Origin of the sequence: Streptomyces sp. NPDC091281 (assembly GCF_044757425.1) — a bacterium.
In the GTDB taxonomy this organism is placed as follows: domain Bacteria; phylum Actinomycetota; class Actinomycetes; order Streptomycetales; family Streptomycetaceae; genus Streptomyces.
In genome coordinates this window covers 506,074-521,437 of sequence record NZ_JBIVUY010000005.1, presented here as the reverse complement: position 1 = coordinate 521,437, position 15,364 = coordinate 506,074, and the positions used below count along the sequence as shown (strand labels likewise).

At 74.2% G+C, this 15,364-nt stretch carries 14 protein-coding genes and 1 pseudogene; 10 read left to right on the top strand and 5 right to left on the bottom strand.

Translation table 11 applies throughout. The features are described 5' to 3' along the window. From ACIQPQ_RS16765 to ACIQPQ_RS16750, 4 genes are all read left to right on the top strand, one after another. Positions 1–990: a carbohydrate ABC transporter permease gene (locus ACIQPQ_RS16765; protein ID WP_383766951.1), complete on the top strand. Its 990-nt coding sequence runs from the start codon at positions 1–3 to the stop codon at positions 988–990. A 34-nt stretch (positions 991–1,024) separates the two neighbouring features. Then, entirely contained in the window at positions 1,025–1,864 is an 840-nt protein-coding gene (locus tag ACIQPQ_RS16760) for a carbohydrate ABC transporter permease (RefSeq protein WP_401304555.1), read from the top strand. A gap of 29 nt (positions 1,865–1,893) precedes the next feature. Further along, complete coding sequence (locus tag ACIQPQ_RS16755) at positions 1,894–3,252, top strand: GH1 family beta-glucosidase (RefSeq protein ID WP_383766949.1); 1,359 nt, start codon at positions 1,894–1,896, stop codon at positions 3,250–3,252. Between the two features lie 345 nt (positions 3,253–3,597). After that, on the top strand, positions 3,598–4,458 hold the full coding sequence (locus tag ACIQPQ_RS16750) for an alpha/beta fold hydrolase (RefSeq protein WP_401304439.1): 861 nt from the start codon (positions 3,598–3,600) through the stop codon (positions 4,456–4,458). Positions 4,459–4,518: 60 nt separating this feature from the next. On the opposite strand, the gene ACIQPQ_RS16745 is transcribed toward ACIQPQ_RS16750, so the two are convergent. Next, complete coding sequence (locus ACIQPQ_RS16745; protein WP_401304436.1) at positions 4,519–5,298, bottom strand: CDP-alcohol phosphatidyltransferase family protein; 780 nt, start codon at positions 5,296–5,298, stop codon at positions 4,519–4,521. A 107-nt stretch (positions 5,299–5,405) separates the two neighbouring features. Between ACIQPQ_RS16745 and ACIQPQ_RS16740 the strand changes: the two genes are divergently transcribed. The 5 genes and pseudogenes from ACIQPQ_RS16740 to ACIQPQ_RS16720 form a co-directional block, all read left to right on the top strand. Next, positions 5,406–6,386, top strand: coding sequence for a zinc-binding alcohol dehydrogenase (locus tag ACIQPQ_RS16740; RefSeq protein ID WP_401304433.1), 981 nt, complete (start codon positions 5,406–5,408; stop codon positions 6,384–6,386). Positions 6,387–6,501: 115 nt separating this feature from the next. After that, positions 6,502–6,900, top strand: coding sequence for a 6-pyruvoyl tetrahydropterin synthase family protein (locus ACIQPQ_RS16735; protein WP_383766938.1), 399 nt, complete (start codon positions 6,502–6,504; stop codon positions 6,898–6,900). Beyond that, positions 6,897–8,183: a glycosyltransferase family 4 protein gene (locus tag ACIQPQ_RS16730; protein ID WP_401304430.1), complete on the top strand. Its 1,287-nt coding sequence runs from the start codon at positions 6,897–6,899 to the stop codon at positions 8,181–8,183. The genes ACIQPQ_RS16735 and ACIQPQ_RS16730 overlap by 4 nt, the downstream gene beginning before the upstream one ends. Next, entirely contained in the window at positions 8,180–9,154 is a 975-nt protein-coding gene (locus tag ACIQPQ_RS16725; protein WP_401304427.1) for a hypothetical protein, read from the top strand. The genes ACIQPQ_RS16730 and ACIQPQ_RS16725 overlap by 4 nt, the downstream gene beginning before the upstream one ends. Further along, positions 9,151–10,194: pseudogene (locus tag ACIQPQ_RS16720) on the top strand (lysylphosphatidylglycerol synthase transmembrane domain-containing protein); the annotation flags it as partial. The gene ACIQPQ_RS16725 and the pseudogene ACIQPQ_RS16720, both read left to right, overlap by 4 nt. A gap of 140 nt (positions 10,195–10,334) precedes the next feature. On the opposite strand, the gene ACIQPQ_RS16715 reads toward ACIQPQ_RS16720, so the two are convergent. After that, positions 10,335–11,189 (bottom strand): creatininase family protein, encoded by an 855-nt coding sequence (locus ACIQPQ_RS16715; protein WP_401304426.1) that lies wholly within the window; start codon positions 11,187–11,189, stop codon positions 10,335–10,337. 38 nt (positions 11,190–11,227) lie between these two features. Between ACIQPQ_RS16715 and ribA the strand changes: the two genes are divergently transcribed. Beyond that, a complete protein-coding gene (gene ribA / locus ACIQPQ_RS16710) occupies positions 11,228–11,887 on the top strand; it encodes a GTP cyclohydrolase II (RefSeq protein ID WP_383766927.1) in 660 nt (219 codons plus the stop codon). An 85-nt stretch (positions 11,888–11,972) separates the two neighbouring features. On the opposite strand, the gene ACIQPQ_RS16705 is transcribed toward ribA, so the two are convergent. From ACIQPQ_RS16705 to ACIQPQ_RS16695, 3 genes are read right to left on the bottom strand one after another with little or no spacing between them, the layout of a single operon-like run. Continuing rightward, positions 11,973–13,202, bottom strand: coding sequence for a serine hydrolase domain-containing protein (locus tag ACIQPQ_RS16705; RefSeq protein WP_401304423.1), 1,230 nt, complete (start codon positions 13,200–13,202; stop codon positions 11,973–11,975). A gap of 58 nt (positions 13,203–13,260) precedes the next feature. Beyond that, entirely contained in the window at positions 13,261–14,736 is a 1,476-nt protein-coding gene (locus ACIQPQ_RS16700; RefSeq protein ID WP_401304421.1) for an MFS transporter, read from the bottom strand. Next, entirely contained in the window at positions 14,733–15,326 is a 594-nt protein-coding gene (locus ACIQPQ_RS16695; RefSeq protein ID WP_401304418.1) for a TetR/AcrR family transcriptional regulator, read from the bottom strand. Before ACIQPQ_RS16695 ends, ACIQPQ_RS16700 begins: the two co-directional genes overlap by 4 nt. Positions 15,327–15,364 lie beyond the last annotated feature (38 nt).

The following is a 15,364-nucleotide window of genomic DNA, read 5'->3' as shown; positions in this document are numbered from 1 at the left end:
ATGACGACCACGGTTCCCGCCGAGGCCGACGTGCGCAAGAGCTCCCCCGGTGCGGCGCGCGGCCCCCGCCGCCGCACCGGGCGGGTCCGCAAGATCGGACTGCCGTATCTGCTGCTCCTGCCCGCGCTGATCCTCGAACTCCTCGTCCACCTGGTGCCGATGGTCATCGGCATCGTGATGAGCTTCAAGGAACTCACGCAGTTCTACATCCGCGACTGGGGCACCGCCCCCTGGGCCGGACTCGACAACTACAAGATGTCGGTCGACTTCAACGCCCCGGTCGGCGAAGCCCTGTTGCACTCGTTCCTCGTGACGGTCGCCTTCACCCTCCTCTCGGTGGGCCTGTGCTGGGCGATCGGCACCGCCGCGGCGATCTACATGCAGGACACCTTCCGCGGCCGCGGCATCCTGCGCGCGCTGTTCCTGATCCCCTACGCCCTGCCGGTCTACGCGGCCGTCATCACCTGGGTGTTCATGTTCCAGCACGACAACGGCCTGGTGAACCACGTCCTGCACGACCAGCTGGGCGTCACCGACAAGCCGTCGTTCTGGCTGATCGGCGACAACAGCTTCTGGGCGCTGCTCACCGTCTCGGTGTGGAAGGGCTGGCCGTTCGCGTTCCTCATCGTGATGGCCGGACTCCAGAACATCCCCCGCGAGCTGTACGAGGCGGCGGCCCTGGACGGCGCCGGCATGCTCCAGCAGATCCGCCGCATCACCCTCCCGTCGCTGCGTCCGGTCAACCAGGTCCTCGTCCTGGTGCTGTTCCTCTGGACGTTCAACGACTTCAACACCCCGTACGTCCTGTTCGGCAAGGCCGCCCCGGAGGCCGCGGACCTCATCTCGGTCCACATCTACCAGGCGTCCTTCGTCACCTGGAACTTCGGCTCCGGCTCCGCGATGTCGGTGCTGCTGCTGCTCTTCCTGCTCGCCGTGACCGGCGTCTATCTCGCCGTCACCTCACGCGGACGGAGGCCCGAAGATGGCTGACTCCTCCCCGGCGTCCGTCGTACGCAACTCGCCGATGGCGCCGCCGCGTTCGTTCGTCTGGTCCCGCTGGATCTTCCTCACCCTGCTCACCGGGTTCGTGCTGCTCCCGGTGTACGTGATGATCTCCAGCTCGCTGAAACCGCTCGCCGACGTCACCGGCAAGTTCCGCTGGCTGCCCAGCGAGCTGACCATCCGGCCGTACATCGACATCTGGTCGACCGTGCCGCTGGCCCGCTACTTCGTGAACTCGCTGATCGTGGCGGGCGCGGCGACGGTCTGCTCGGTGGTCATCGCGGTGTTCAGCGCCTACGCGGTCAGCCGCTACAACTTCCGCGGCAAGCGGGTGTTCACGGTGACCGTGCTCTCCACCCAGATGTTCCCCGGCATCCTCTTCCTGCTGCCGCTGTTCCTCCTCTACGTCAACATCGGCAACGCCACCGGCATCGCCCTGTTCGGCTCGCGCGGCGGGCTGATCCTGACGTACCTCACCTTCTCCCTGCCGTTCTCGATCTGGATGCTGATCGGCTACTTCGACTCGGTGCCCCGCGACTTGGACGAGGCGGCGCTGGTCGACGGGTGCGGCCCGCTCGGCGCGCTGTTCCGCGTCGTCGTCCCTGCCGCGATCCCCGGCATCGTCGCCGTCGCCGTCTACGCCTTCATGACGGCCTGGGGAGAAGTGCTGTTCGCGTCGGTGATGACCAACGACGCCACCCGCACGCTCGCCGTCGGACTCCAGGGCTACTCGACCCTCAACGACGTGTACTGGAACCAGATCATGGCCGCCTCGCTGGTCGTCAGCGTGCCCGTGGTGGCCGGCTTCCTCCTGCTCCAGCGCTACCTCGTCGCCGGACTGACGGCGGGAGCGGTGAAGTGACCCACCTGCCCCATCCCGAAGGGAACTCCGTGACCATCGATTTCACCGCCCTCCCCCACGACTTCCTGTGGGGCACGGCCACCTCGGCCTACCAGATCGAGGGGGCCGTCGCGGAGGACGGCCGTTCCCCGTCGATCTGGGACACCTTCTCCCACACCCCCGGGAAGATCGACGGCGACGACCACGGCGACGTGGCGTGCGACCACTACCACCGCTGGCGCGAGGACATCCAGCTGATGCGCGGGCTCGGCACCAACGCCTACCGCCTGTCGGTCGCCTGGCCGCGCGTGGTGCCCGGCGGCGACGGCCCGGTCAACCCCAAGGGCCTCGCCTTCTACGACGAGTTGATCGACGGCCTGCTGGAGGCCGGGATCACCCCGTCGGTCACCCTGTACCACTGGGACCTGCCGCAGGTGCTCCAGGACCGCGGCGGCTGGCCCGAGCGCGACACCGCCGAGCACTTCGCCGCGTACGCCTCGGTCGTCGCCGAGAAGCTCGGGGACCGTGTCAGCCACTGGACGACCCTCAACGAGCCGCTGTGCTCGGCCTGGATCGGCCACCTCGAGGGCAAGATGGCGCCCGGTTTCACCGATCTGACGGCCGCCGTCCGCGCCTCCTACCACCTGCTCCTCGGGCACGGCCTCGCCGCGAGCGCCATCCGCGCGGTCGCCCCCGGCGCCCAGGTCGGCATCGTCAACAACCTCTCGACCGTGCACCCGGCGAGCGACCGTCCCGAGGACCTCGCCGCCGCCCGCCGCGTGGACGGCCACACCAACCGCTGGTGGCTCGACCCGGTCCACGGCCGCGGCTTCCCCACCGACATGCGGGAGCTGTACGGCGTCGAACTCCCCGAGAAGCCGGGCGACCTGGAGACGATAGCGGCGCCGCTGGACTGGCTGGGCCTGAACTACTACTTCCCGGCGACGGTCGAGGACGACCCCGACGGCCCGGCCCCCTACGCCCGTGCCGTACGCCGCCCCGGCGTCCCGCGCACCGGCATGGACTGGGAGGTCGACGCGAGCGGCATCGAGGACCTGCTGATGCGCCTCACCGACGAGTACGGCGCCCGCCGCATCTACGTCACCGAGAACGGCTCCGCGTACCCGGACGTGGTCCGCCCCGACGGCACCGTCGACGACCCGGAGCGCCAGGCCTACCTGACCGGCCACCTCGCCGCCTGCGCCTCCGCCGCCCGCAAGGGCGCCCCGCTGGCGGGCTACTTCGCCTGGTCGCTGCTGGACAACTTCGAGTGGGCGTACGGCTACGACAAGCGCTTCGGCCTCGTCCACGTCGACTACGCCACCCAGGTCCGCACCGTGAAGGGGACCGGCCACCACTACGCCGACCTCATCCGCAAGCACCGGGAGGGAGCGGCCGAGGCGGCCTGAGCCGGTCTCGGACGAGCCCTTCCGGGCGCGGTGGACGCGGGTGCGGGAGCCCGTGTCCACCGCGCGACTTCCATTTATGTCATGTGCACGACAGTTCGATCTTCCTCGATCCCCACCGAGGAGAGCCTGACCGGCAGGATCGGCCCGACCGGCGGCAGGCGCCGGACCGGCGGAGTGAGCCGGGTGAGCCGGGCGGAGGCGGGACCCCGCCCGGCTCACCCCCACGCCCCGGCCCCCGTCCGGCCCACGCCGCCCACCCGGCTCACCCGCCGCGTCCGCATGCCTCTCTGCGCCCCGCCCGCGCCCGCTTGCCCCCCGACCCCGCCCGCTGCGAGGCTCACCTCCATGGCCACCCCCCTGTCCACCTTCACCGCCCCCGACGGCACCCGCCTCGCCCCGCACGAGCGGGGCGCCGGGCCGCCGCTGCTGTGTCTGCCGGGTGGGCCCATGCAGTCCTCCGCCTACCTCGGCGACCTCGGCGGCCTCACCGCGCACCGCCGCCTGGTCCTCCTCGACCCGCGCGGCACCGGCGCCTCGGCGGTCCCGGCCGACCCGGCCTCGTACCGCTGCGACCGGCAGGTGGCCGACGTGGAGGCCCTGCGCGAACACCTCTGCCTGGACCGGGTCGACCTGCTCGCCCACTCGGCGGGCGCCAACCTGGCCCTCCTCTACGCCACCCGGCACCCCGACCGGGTCGCCCGCCTGCTGCTGATCACACCCAGCGTCTACGCGGCGGGGGTCCAGGTCACCGCCGAGGACCGGCTGTCGGCGGCCCGGCTGCGGCGCGGCGAGCCCTGGTTCGAGCCCGCGTACGAGGCCCTGGAATCACTGACGGCGGGACGCCCGGTCACCGACGCCGCCCAGGCCGTCGCGCCGTTCTACCACTCCCGCTGGGACGACGAGGCCCGCGCCTACGACGCGGCGGGGGACCGTACCCGCAACCCGGAGGCGGCGGCGGCCTACGGCGCCGAGGGGGCCTTCGACCCGCCCGCGACCCGCGCGGCCCTGCCGTCCCTGCGCTCCCCGGTCCTGCTGCTGGCGGGCCGTACCGACGTCGCCGCCCCGCCCTCCGCGATGGAGGAGTACGCGGCGCTGTTCCCCAAGTCGGAGTTCCGGGTCCAGCCGGACAGCGGCCACTTCCCCTGGCGCGACGACCCGTCGGCGTTCACGCGGGTGGTGGAGGGCTTCCTCGGTACGAGCGGCTGACGTACCGTCATCTGCCGCACGGGCTGAGCCTGTCGGGTCGTACCCCCGGTCAACCGGTCTTCACTGACCGGCGAGTTCCAGCTCCAGCACCTTCACCGGCGAAGCCGCCGGCGTCCGACGGACCGTCACCCGCGACGTCCGCCACAGCCACAGCACGTCCCGCCCGAACGACCACACCAGGAGCGCCAGCGCCAGCGCGGCCACCGCGAAGTCGGCCGCGTACGGCAGGAGTCCGGCGCCCGCGACACAGAGGCAGATGCCCTGGAGCGCGGCGACCGTCTTGCGGGCCATGCTCGGCGGGAGCGGGGCGTTCAGCCACGGCGCGACCCGCGCGGCAGCAACGAAGCCGTAGCGCATCAGGCCGATCAGCAGGACCCACGGGCCGAGCGCCATCGACACGTACACGCTGAGGACCAGGATCAGGAACGCGTCCACCTCCATGTCGAAGCGGGCGCCCAGCGCCGTCGAGGTGCCGGTACGGCGGGCGACCTTGCCGTCCACGCCGTCCAGCAGCAGCGCCACCGCCGTCAGACCCACCAGCAGCGACACCGGCGGCGCGCTCACGAAGGAGTCCGCGACCAGCGCCGTCACCCCGCCGACCAGCGTCGCCCGCCCCAGCGTCACCCGGTTCGCCGGACCGAAGGTGCGCAGCCCCGAGCGCTGGAGCGCCCGGGAGAGCACCGCCCAGGTGGCGGCGGCGAAGACGAGGCCGGTCACCCAGCCCGCCGGTCCCAGGCCGATCCCGGTGCCCAGCAGGGCCAGCACCAGGATCTGCACGCCCGCTCCCACAGCGGTCTCCTGCTGGACCAGCCTCGCGTCGTCAATGTTGTTCAGGGCCACCGCACATCCTCCGGCCAGGTGACAGAGTCGATCAAGGCCGCGTACTGTGCGCGACCTGTGCACACCTCGGTACGTGAACAAGTTGCCGATCGTTCAGGAGGACGCCGATGAACCGCTCCGCCCGCGCCTTCTGGACCGCCGCGCCCGGCCGCGGCGAGATCCGCGAGACGGACCTTGCCGCCCCCGCCGACGGCGAGGTCCTGGTCCGCTCGCGCTACTCCGGGATCAGCCGCGGCACCGAGACCCTCGTCTTCCGCGGCGGCGTCCCCGCCAGCCAGCACACCGCGATGCGCGGCCCCTTCCAGGAGGGCGACTTCCCGGCGCCGGTCAAGTACGGCTACCTCAACGTCGGCGAGGTCGAGGAGGGCCCGAAGGAGCTGGTCGGCCGGACCGTCTTCTCCCTCCACCCCCACCAGACCCGGTTCGTCGTCCCGGCGAGCGCCGTCACCGTCGTCCCCGACACCGTGCCCGCCGCCCGCGCCGTCCTCGCGGGCACCGTGGAGACCGCCGTCAACGCGCTGTGGGACGCCGCACCCCTGGTCGGCGACCGGATCGCGGTGGTCGGCGGCGGCATGGTCGGCTGCTCGGTCGCCGCCCTGCTGCGCCGCTTCCCCGGCGTCCGCCTCCAGCTCGTCGACGCCGACCCCGCCCGCGCCACGACCGCCGAGGCGCTCGGCATCGGCTTCGCGCTGCCCGAGGACGCCCTCGGCGACTGCGACCTCGTCGTCCACGCCAGCGCCACCGAGCAGGGCCTCACCCGCGCCCTGGACCTGCTGCGCCCCGAGGGCACCGTCCTCGAACTGAGCTGGTACGGCGACCGCGCGGTGGCCCTCCCGCTCGGCGAGGCCTTCCACTCCCGCCGCCTCGTCCTGCGCAGCAGCCAGGTCGGCACCGTCTCCCCGCGCCGCGCGAACCGCACGTACGGTGACCGTCTCGCCCTCGCCCTGGAACTCCTCGCCGATCCCACGCTTGACGCCCTCGTCACCGGGGAAAGCGCGTTCGAGGATCTTCCGGAGGTGATGCCCCGCCTGGCGAGCGGCGAGATCCCGGCCCTCTGCCACCGCGTGCGGTACGGCCGGAGCGCCTGACCTCAGAAAAGAGTCCGGCGCGGGTGAACGCGGGGAGGGGCCCGGCCGTACTACAGGACATCCCCCGGCGGCCTGTGCGGGGGACCAAGACGCGCCGCACCTGGAGGGTCGTCCGTTGTTCAGTGTCACCGTCCGCGATCACATCATGATCGCCCACAGCTTCCGCGGTGAGGTCTTCGGACCCGCGCAGCGCCTGCACGGAGCGACGTTCCTCGTGGACGCCACGTTCCGCCGTGAGCAGCTGGACGACGACAACATCGTCGTCGACATCGGCCTGGCCACCCAGGAGCTCGGTGCCGTCGTGAGCGAGCTGAACTACAGAAACCTGGACAACGAGCCCGACTTCGCCGGGATCAACACCTCCACCGAGTTCCTCGCCAAGGTCATCGCCGACCGGCTCGCCGACCGCATCCACCAGGGCGCGCTCGGCGAGGGCGCCCGCGGCATCGCCGCCCTCTCCGTCACCCTCCACGAGTCGCACGTCGCCTGGGCGAGCTTCGAGCGTGCCCTGTGACCGACGTGACCCTGGAGAAGACGCCGGGGCTCATGGCCCCCGCGCCGACCGCGCAGCAGCCGGGCCGCACGGCCCCCGGCCCGGTCCCGCAGCAGTCCGCCCTCACCGCGCCCACCCCCGAGGCGGGCCCCCTCACCTACCTCCCGCCGCAGCCGGCGCCCGCCCGGACCAGCGGCATCATCCCGATGTCCCTGAGCACCGTGCACTTCGTCATGCCGGGCGGCGTCGACGACCCCGCCAACCCCAGCGGCGGCAACGCCTACGACCGCCGCGTCTGCCTCGACCTCCCCGGCTTCGGCTGGCAGGTCGAGAAGCACCTGGTCCCCGGCGCCTGGCCGCGCCCGCAGGCCGACGGGCGCAACGCGCTCGCCCGCACCCTGCGCGAACTGCCCGACGGGGCGACCGTCCTCCTCGACGGCATCGTCGCCTGCGGCGTCCCCGAGATCGTCGTCCCGGAGACCGGCCGGCTGCGGCTCGCCGTCCTCGTGCACCTCCCGCTCGGCGACGAGACCGGCCTCGACCCGCTGGTCGCCGCCGCGCTCGACGCACAGGAACGCGAGGTGCTGCGCGCCGTCCCCGCGGTCGTCGCCACCAGCGAGTGGGCGGTGCGCCGCCTCGTCTCGCACCACGGCCTCGCCCCCGAGACGGTGCACGTCGCCGCCCCCGGCGCCGACATCGCCCCCCTCGCCTCCGGCACCGACGGCGTCTCCCGGCTGTTGTGCGTGGCCGCCGTCACCCCCCGCAAGGGCCAGCACCGCCTCGTCGAGGCGCTCGCCGCCGTCACCGACCTGCCCTGGACCTGCTCCCTGGTCGGCGGCCTCGGCGGCGACCCCGACTACGTACGCCACCTGCGCGGACTCATCGCCGCACACGGCCTCGACGACCGCCTGGAACTCGCCGGACCCAAGGCGGGCGCCGACCTCGACGCCGCCTACGCCGCCGCCGACCTGATGGTCCTCACCTCCTACGCCGAGACCTACGGCATGGCGGTCACCGAGGCCCTCGCCCGCGGCATCCCCGTCCTCGCCACCGACGTCGGCGGTCTCCCCGAGGCCGTCGGCCGCGCCCCCGACGGCGGCGTCCCCGGCATCCTCGTCCCGCCGGAGGACCCCGCCGCGCTCGCCGCCGAACTGCGCGGCTGGTTCGGCGAGGCCGACGTACGGCGCCGCCTCAAGGCCGCCGCCCGCGGTCGCCGGGCCGCCCTCGACGGCTGGGCCCACACCGCCAAGAGCCTCGCGGGCGTCCTCGGACGGCTGCCGAACGAACCCCGGAGGGCGGCATGAGGAAGACCACCGCCACCCCGGCGGACCTGGCCCGCCGCGCGCACACCGGCCCCGTCGACGTCATCGCGGGCGCCGGGCCCGTCACCCGCCCCGGCGAGCGCCCCACCGTACGGCTGCGTGACGACGCCGACGAGCAGGAGCCGCCCCGCTACGCGCCCGAGTGGCTCCAGCTGCGCGAGCCCGCCGACGCCGCCGCGCGCTCCACCGAACTGCTGGACCCGCTGCGCGCCCGCCTGGCCGACCGGCCCGGCCGCGACGGCGGACTCGCCGTCCACGACCTGGGCTGCGGCACCGGTTCGATGGGGCGCTGGCTCGCGCCGCGCCTGGACGGCCCGCAGCACTGGGTCCTGCACGACCGCGACCCCTACCTGCTGCACTTCGCGGCGGTCGGCGCCGCCAAGGCCGCCGCCGACGGCAGCCGCGTCACCGTGGAGACCCGGCGCGCCGACCTCGCCCGCCTCACCCCGGACGCCCTGGTCGGCGCCGGACTCGTCACCGCCTCGGCGCTGCTGGACGTCCTCACCGCCGGGGAGGTCGACACCCTCGCCGCCGTCTGCGCGGGCGCGGGCTGCCCCGCCCTGCTCACCCTCTCCGTCGCCGGACGGGTCGAGCTGACCGCCGAGGACCCGATGGACGCGGAGATCGCCGCCGCGTTCAACGACCACCAGCGCCGCGACGGACTCCTCGGCCCCGACGCGGTCACCGTCGCCGCGGAGGCGTTCACCCGGCACGGGGCGACCGTCACGGTCCGGCCCAGCGCCTGGCGGCTCGGCCCCGACGAGGCCGCGCTCACCGCCCAGTGGCTGCGCGGCTGGGTCGGCGCCGCCGTGGAACAGCGCCCGGAGATCGCCGACCGCGCCGCCGCCCACCTCGACGCCCGCCTCGCGGCCTGCGCCGCCGGGGAGCTGCGCGTCACCGTCCACCACGACGACCTGCTGGCCCTGCCCGGTCCGACGGGCGGCACCCGATGACCGCGGAGACGGCGGGCACGCACCGGCCCCCCACCCGCCCGGCCACCCCGGTGGCCGTACGGCGGCCCCGGCGCGGCCCGCTGCCGTGGCGCCGTACCGCGGCCGTGCGGCCGGGCGCCCCCGCGGCGCGCACCGGCGCCGCGTCCCCCCACGCCCCGGCCGCCGAGGCCCCCGCCGTCTCCGCCCCCGCCGTCCGGCCGCCCGCCGCGCCCCGGTCCCGTCTGGCCGCCGTCCGCCCCCACCTGGGCCCCGTCGCCGGGACGGTCATCCTCGGCGTGCTGCTGTGGCGCATGGGCACCGGCGTCTTCCTGGACGGGCTGCGCCGCATCGACGCGGCGACCCTGCTGGCGGGCCTCGCCATCGGCGCCGTCACCACGGTGTTCAGCGCGTGGCGGTGGGCCCTGGTCGCCCGCGGCCTGCGCATCCGGCTGCCCCTCGGCCCGGCCGTCGCCGACTACTACCGCTCCCTCTTCCTCAACGCGGCCCTGCCCGGCGGCATCCTCGGCGACGTGCACCGCGCCGTCCGCCACGGGCAGAGCGCCGGGGACGTCGGGCGCGGGGTGCGGGCGGTGGTCCTGGAGCGCACGGCGGGCCAGCTGGTGCTCGCCGTCGCCGGAGTGACGATTCTGCTGACGTTGCCGTCGCCGGTCGCGGCCGACGTACGGCAGTTCGCGCCGCTGGTCGCGGCCGGTGCGGTGGGCGCGCTGGCCGTCATCGTCGCCGTCCGCATGAACTCCGCGTCCGGCAGGCAGCGGGCCGCCGGGCGGACCCGCGCGGTGCTGGCCGAGGCCCGCGAGGGCCTGCTGTCCCGGCGCAACGGTCCCGGCGTCGCCCTCTCCTCGGCGGTGGTGCTCGCCGGTCACCTCGGGATGTTCGTGGTGGCCGCGCGGGTCGCGGGCTCGGACGCCCCGGTGCTCACCCTGCTGCCGCTCGCCGTCCTCGCGCTGCTGGCGATGGGCGTGCCGCTCAACGTCGGCGGCTGGGGGCCCCGCGAGGGCGTCACCGCCTGGGCGTTCGGCGCCGCCGGGCTCGGCGCGGGCACCGGCCTGTCGGTCGCCGTGGTGTACGGCGTGCTGAGCTTCGTCGCCGCGCTGCCGGGCGCGGTCGTCCTCGCCGTACGGGCCGGGGCGGGGCTGCGGAAGCGGCGCGTGCCGTCCGCGGCCCCCGGCCCGGCCGCGGCCTACGCCCCCGCGGAGCCCGCGCCGTCCCCGCTGCCGCTCGTCCCCGGCGCGCCGGTTCCGGCCGCTCCAGGTGTTCCGGGGGTTCCGGGTGTTCCGGCGGTGAGTATCGAGAAATACGTGCCGAAGGAATCCGCGAGGCTCGCCAGGAGTTCCTTCCCCTTTTCCGCGGACCCCAGGGAAGGACGGCCGATGACGCCTGAATCGGTATAGGCGGACATTCCCAGGGTGAGCAGATGGCGACGGTCGTCCGCGACGAAATCCGCGGATTCATGGCCGGGCCGGACGAGTTCCGGGTGGGTGTGCAGCAGGATCGAGGTCTCGATCTCGCCCGCGTGCATGTCGGTGAGCAGCGAGGTCACCACCCCGGACCGCTCCCGCGCCGCCTCCCAGTCCTCCGGGGCCGGGAAGAGCGCCATCCGCTCACCGCGGGCGGAGGACTCCTGGACCGCGTTGCCCAGGACGTAGTTCCCGCCGTGTCCGTTGACCAGCACCAGGGCCTCGACGCCCGAGCGGCGCAGTGAGGCCGCGATGTCCCGTACAACCGCATGAAGGGTCACTGACGAGATGCTGACGGTTCCCGGCCAGGCCGCGTGCTCGTGGGAGCAGGCGATGGTGACCGGCGGGAGGAGCTGCACCGGGTACGCGGCGGCGATCTCCCCGGCGATCGCGCAGGCGACCAGGGTGTCCGTCGCCAGCGGCAGGTACGGGCCGTGCTGCTCGAAGCTTCCGACGGGAAGGACCGCCACCCGGACCGGGAGGCCGGCGCCGCGCGCCCGGACGTCCTCGGTGGTGTCCGCCGGCAGGGTGCCGTGCAGCGGACCGCGCGCCGGCGGCCGTATTCCCGAATCGCTCATCATTTCCCGGCCTTTCGTCTCTGCTTAGGAAACAGATCATGACAGAAAAAATTGGTGTCCTCGGCAAGAAGTCCCCGCAGCGCACCGGTACGGAACGCGTGGTGAATGCGCCGCTGCCCACCGTGTACGGCGCATTCCAGGCGATCGGCTACCTCGACCACGACCGCGGTGACGAACAAGTGGCCCTGGTGTACGGCGAGATAGGCGCCGAGAACGTTCTGGTGCGGCTGCACTCGGAGTGCCTGACGGGCGACGCGTTCGGTTCGCAGCACTGCGAGTGCGGCGACCAACTGGACGCCGCGCTGCGGGCGGTGGTCACCGAGGGCAGCGGCATCGTGGTGTACCTGCGCGGGCACGAGGGGCGCGGCATCGGCCTGCTGGCGAAGCTGCGGGCGATGGCGCTCCAGGCGGAGGGCCTGGACACCGTCGAGGCGAACCTGGCGCTCGGTCTGCCGGTGGACGCCCGCGACTACACGGTCGCCGCCGACATCCTCAAGGACCTCGGGGTCGCCTCGGTGCGGCTGATGTCGAACAACCCGCGCAAGCGGGAGGCGCTCGCCGACAACGGTATCCGGGTCGCCGAGGAGGTACCGCTGCTGATCCCGCCGTCCGAGAACAACATCACGTACCTGCGCACCAAGCGGGAGCGGCTGGACCACCGCCTGCCGCACCTGGACGCGGTGGCGCACTGGTCGTGAGGCGGCCGCCGACCGGCGGTGCGGCGGCACGCGGGGGCCGGGCCGGTCGGCGGCCCGCCCCCCGCTCCCTCTGTGCGGCCCCGGTTCAGCCGGTGACGGCCTCGTGGACCAGCCGTTTGAGGTCGGGGTAGAGCTTCAGCGACCGGCGGGGCCGCAGCTGGGTGAGGAACTGGACGGTCAGGTCGTGGACCGGGTCGACCCAGAAGGTGGTGGTGGCGACCCCGCTCCAGCCGAAAGTGCCGAGCCCGGTCGGGGCCTGGGCGCGCGCCGGGTCGGTCACCACGGAGACGCCCAGGCCGAAGCCCACGCCGTCGTTGCCGGGTTCGTCGTGCGCGGGGCGGCTGCCGACGGTCCGCAGATCGGCGCCGCCGGGCAGGTGGTTGCGGGTCATCAGCGCCACCGTCTCCGGCTTCAGCAGCCGTACGCCGTCGAGGGCGCCGCCGAGGCGCAGGCACTCCGCGAACCGGTGGACGTCGTACGCGCTCGCCACCATCCCGCCGCTGCCCGACAGGAAGCGGGGCCGCCCGTGCAGCGGCAGGCCGGGGATCGGCTCTATCCGGCCGTCGTCGGTGTCGCCGTACAACTCGGCCAGCCGGCCCGCCTGTTCGGGGGAGACCTGGAACCCGGCGTCCGGCATGCCGAGCGGGCGGAAGATCCGCTCGGCGAGGAACTCGTCCAGCGGGCGCCCGGAGACCACCTCGATCACCCGGCCCAGCACGTTGGTGGCGACCGAGTAGTTCCACTCGGTGCCCGGTTCGAACTGCAACGGCAGCCGCGCGTACGCCTCGACGGTCTCGGCCAGCGTCGAGCCGGGCAGCACGGCCGACTCCAGCCCGGCCTCCCGGTAGAGGGCGTCCACGGGATGACAGTGGTAGAACGCGAACGTCAGACCGGCGGTGTGGGTCATCAGGTGCCGGATCAGGACCGGTTGGCGGACCGGACGGGTGCGCGGGCCGGGGCCCTCACCGCCGTCGTGGACGCGCTGGTCCGCGAAGGCGGGCAGATGCGCGGCGACCGGGTCGTCCAGGGAGAGCAGCCCCTCCTCGACCAGCATCAGCGCGGCGACGGAGGTGACCGGCTTCGTCATCGAGTAGATCCGCCACAGCGTGTCCGGCTCGACGGGCAGATCCGCGGCGACGTCCCGGCGGCCGTGCGCGGTGAGGTGGGCGACGCGTCCGCCGCGGGCCACGGACACCAGGAAGCCGGGGAGGCGGCCCTCGTCCACGAAGTGGGCCACGTGCTGGTCGAGGCGGTCCAGCGCCTTCGCGTCCAGGCCCACCTCGCCGGGATCGACCTCTTGTCGCAGCTGTGCCATCGCTCTCCTCCGGTGCGCTCGTCCAAGGTGCGGTCCGACATACCCCGCCGGACCGCCCTCAGACCTCATCGTGACCCAGCGACGCCCCGCGGACCCCTCTTTCGCCGCCGGTCACGGTGTGCTCTACGTCGCTTCGACCGGCCGGGACGGGTGCGGTGCCGTCGCTGCCGGCACCGGGGGACAGGACGCGAGAGCGGCCCGGCAGCACCCGGCACAGGGGGAGCGCCGCCGAGGTCACCGCGGCGAGGACCACGAGCGGCACCGCCGCACCCGAGAGCGGACTCCTGGCTCCGCCCGCTCCCATGAGCAGGGTCGCCACCGCGAGCCCCAGCACCGGGCCGACGTTCAGCGCGGTCTGCTGCCACCCGCCCGCCACCCCGGCGGACCCGGCCGGGACCTGCCGGACGACGACATGGGTCGCGGCGACCATCACCGCCCCGAACCCCGCACCCAGCAGCGCGAACCCGACACAGAACACGGCCGGGCCGGACGCCGGGTCGCCCTCCGCGGCTACGGCCAGGACCAGCAACCCGGCGACCAGGGCGCCGATCGCCCCGGCGACGGTGCGGCGAGCCCCTGCCCGGCGCAGCGTCACGGCGCCCACCGGGGCCGCCGCCACCAGCAGCACGGCCAGCGGCAGCGCCGTCAACGCCGTCCCCAGCGGATCGAGACCCCACCCGTCCTGGAGGACGAACACCGCGCAGAACAGCGCGCCGTTGAGCGCGGCCGACACGGTGACCAGCAGCGCGAGCGCGGCCGGGACACCGGGGGAGCGCCGTACGGCCGGAGGCAGCAGCGGGTCCGGGGCGCGGCGCTCCCGGCGGACGAACCCGGCACCGGCGGCGACGGCGAGTGCGGCACCGGGCAGCGCCCACGCCCCCGACGGCTCGACCAGGGTGTGCACCAGCGCGGCCAGCGCCACGGCGAGCCAGAGGGCGCCCGCCAGGTCGGGGCGGGCGGCCCGGGCCCCGGGGGCGCGCCGGGGCTCACGGCGCGCCGCGGCGAGGGCGACCGTGCCGCACACCGCCGCGGGCACCACGTTCACCAGGAACACCGACCGCCAGCCGAACGCCGAGGTGAGCGCCCCTCCCATCACCGGGCCGACCGCCACGGCCAGCCCGATCGCCGCCGTCCGCACGGCGATCGGCCGCCGCAGCTCCTCCGGCGGGTACGCGGTGCGCAGCATGCCGAGCGTGGCGGGCTGGAGCAGCGCCCCGCACACGCCCTGGGCGACCCGCAGTCCGATCACCCAGCCCACGCCGGGGGCCGCCGCGATCGCGGCGGAGACCGCGCCGAAACCGAGCATGCCGACGCCGTAGAGGCGGAGGTGTCCGTGGCGGTCGCCGAACCGGCCCGCCACCACCAACAGGGCTGCCACGGCGACGAGATACGCGGTGCCGGTCCACTGCGCCCCGGCGAGGGAGGTGTCCAGGTCCCGGCGGAGCGCGGGCTGAGCGACCATGAGCACGGTGCCGTCCAGCGCCACGACGACGGCACCGGCGACGCTGCCCGTGAGAACCAGCGCCCGGTTCACCGGCCGCCGTCCTCCGGGCCGAGGTGCGCGTCGAGCGCCGTCCGCAGCAACGGGCCGAAGTCGTCCGCGCCGATGGCGAGTTGGAGACTTCCCCAGCTCCAGAGCTGGGCGATGCCGTGCAGGCCGGTCCACAGAGAGGCCGCCGTCACGCGCGCGTCGGCCCCCGGCGCGGCCCGGCCGACCAGGTCCACCAGGACGCCGAACAGGGGGAGGCTGGTGTCGCGCAGCCCGAGATGCCCGCTCTCCAGCAGGTCATGACGGAACATCAGCCCGTACATGCCGGGCCGGTCGAGCGCGAACTCCACGTAGTCGCGGGCCAGTCGGTCCAGCTGCACGCGGGCCGGGTCGGTGCCGTCGCCGCGCGCGGTCGCCGCGATCACGGCCAGGTCGGCGAAGCCCCGGGCGGCGATGGCCGACAGCAGTTCCAGATGGGTGGGGAAGTGGCGGCGGGGCGCCCCGTGCGAGACCCCCGCCCGACGGGCGATCTCCCGCAGCGTCAACGCTCCCAGGCCTTCCCGGTCCAGCAGGTCCACCCCGACATCCACCAGACGCACCCGCAGGTCGCCGGTCCGCTCCTCGTCCTCACGCATAGACACTGTCTACCAGGAGCGGGTAGACAGTGTCTACC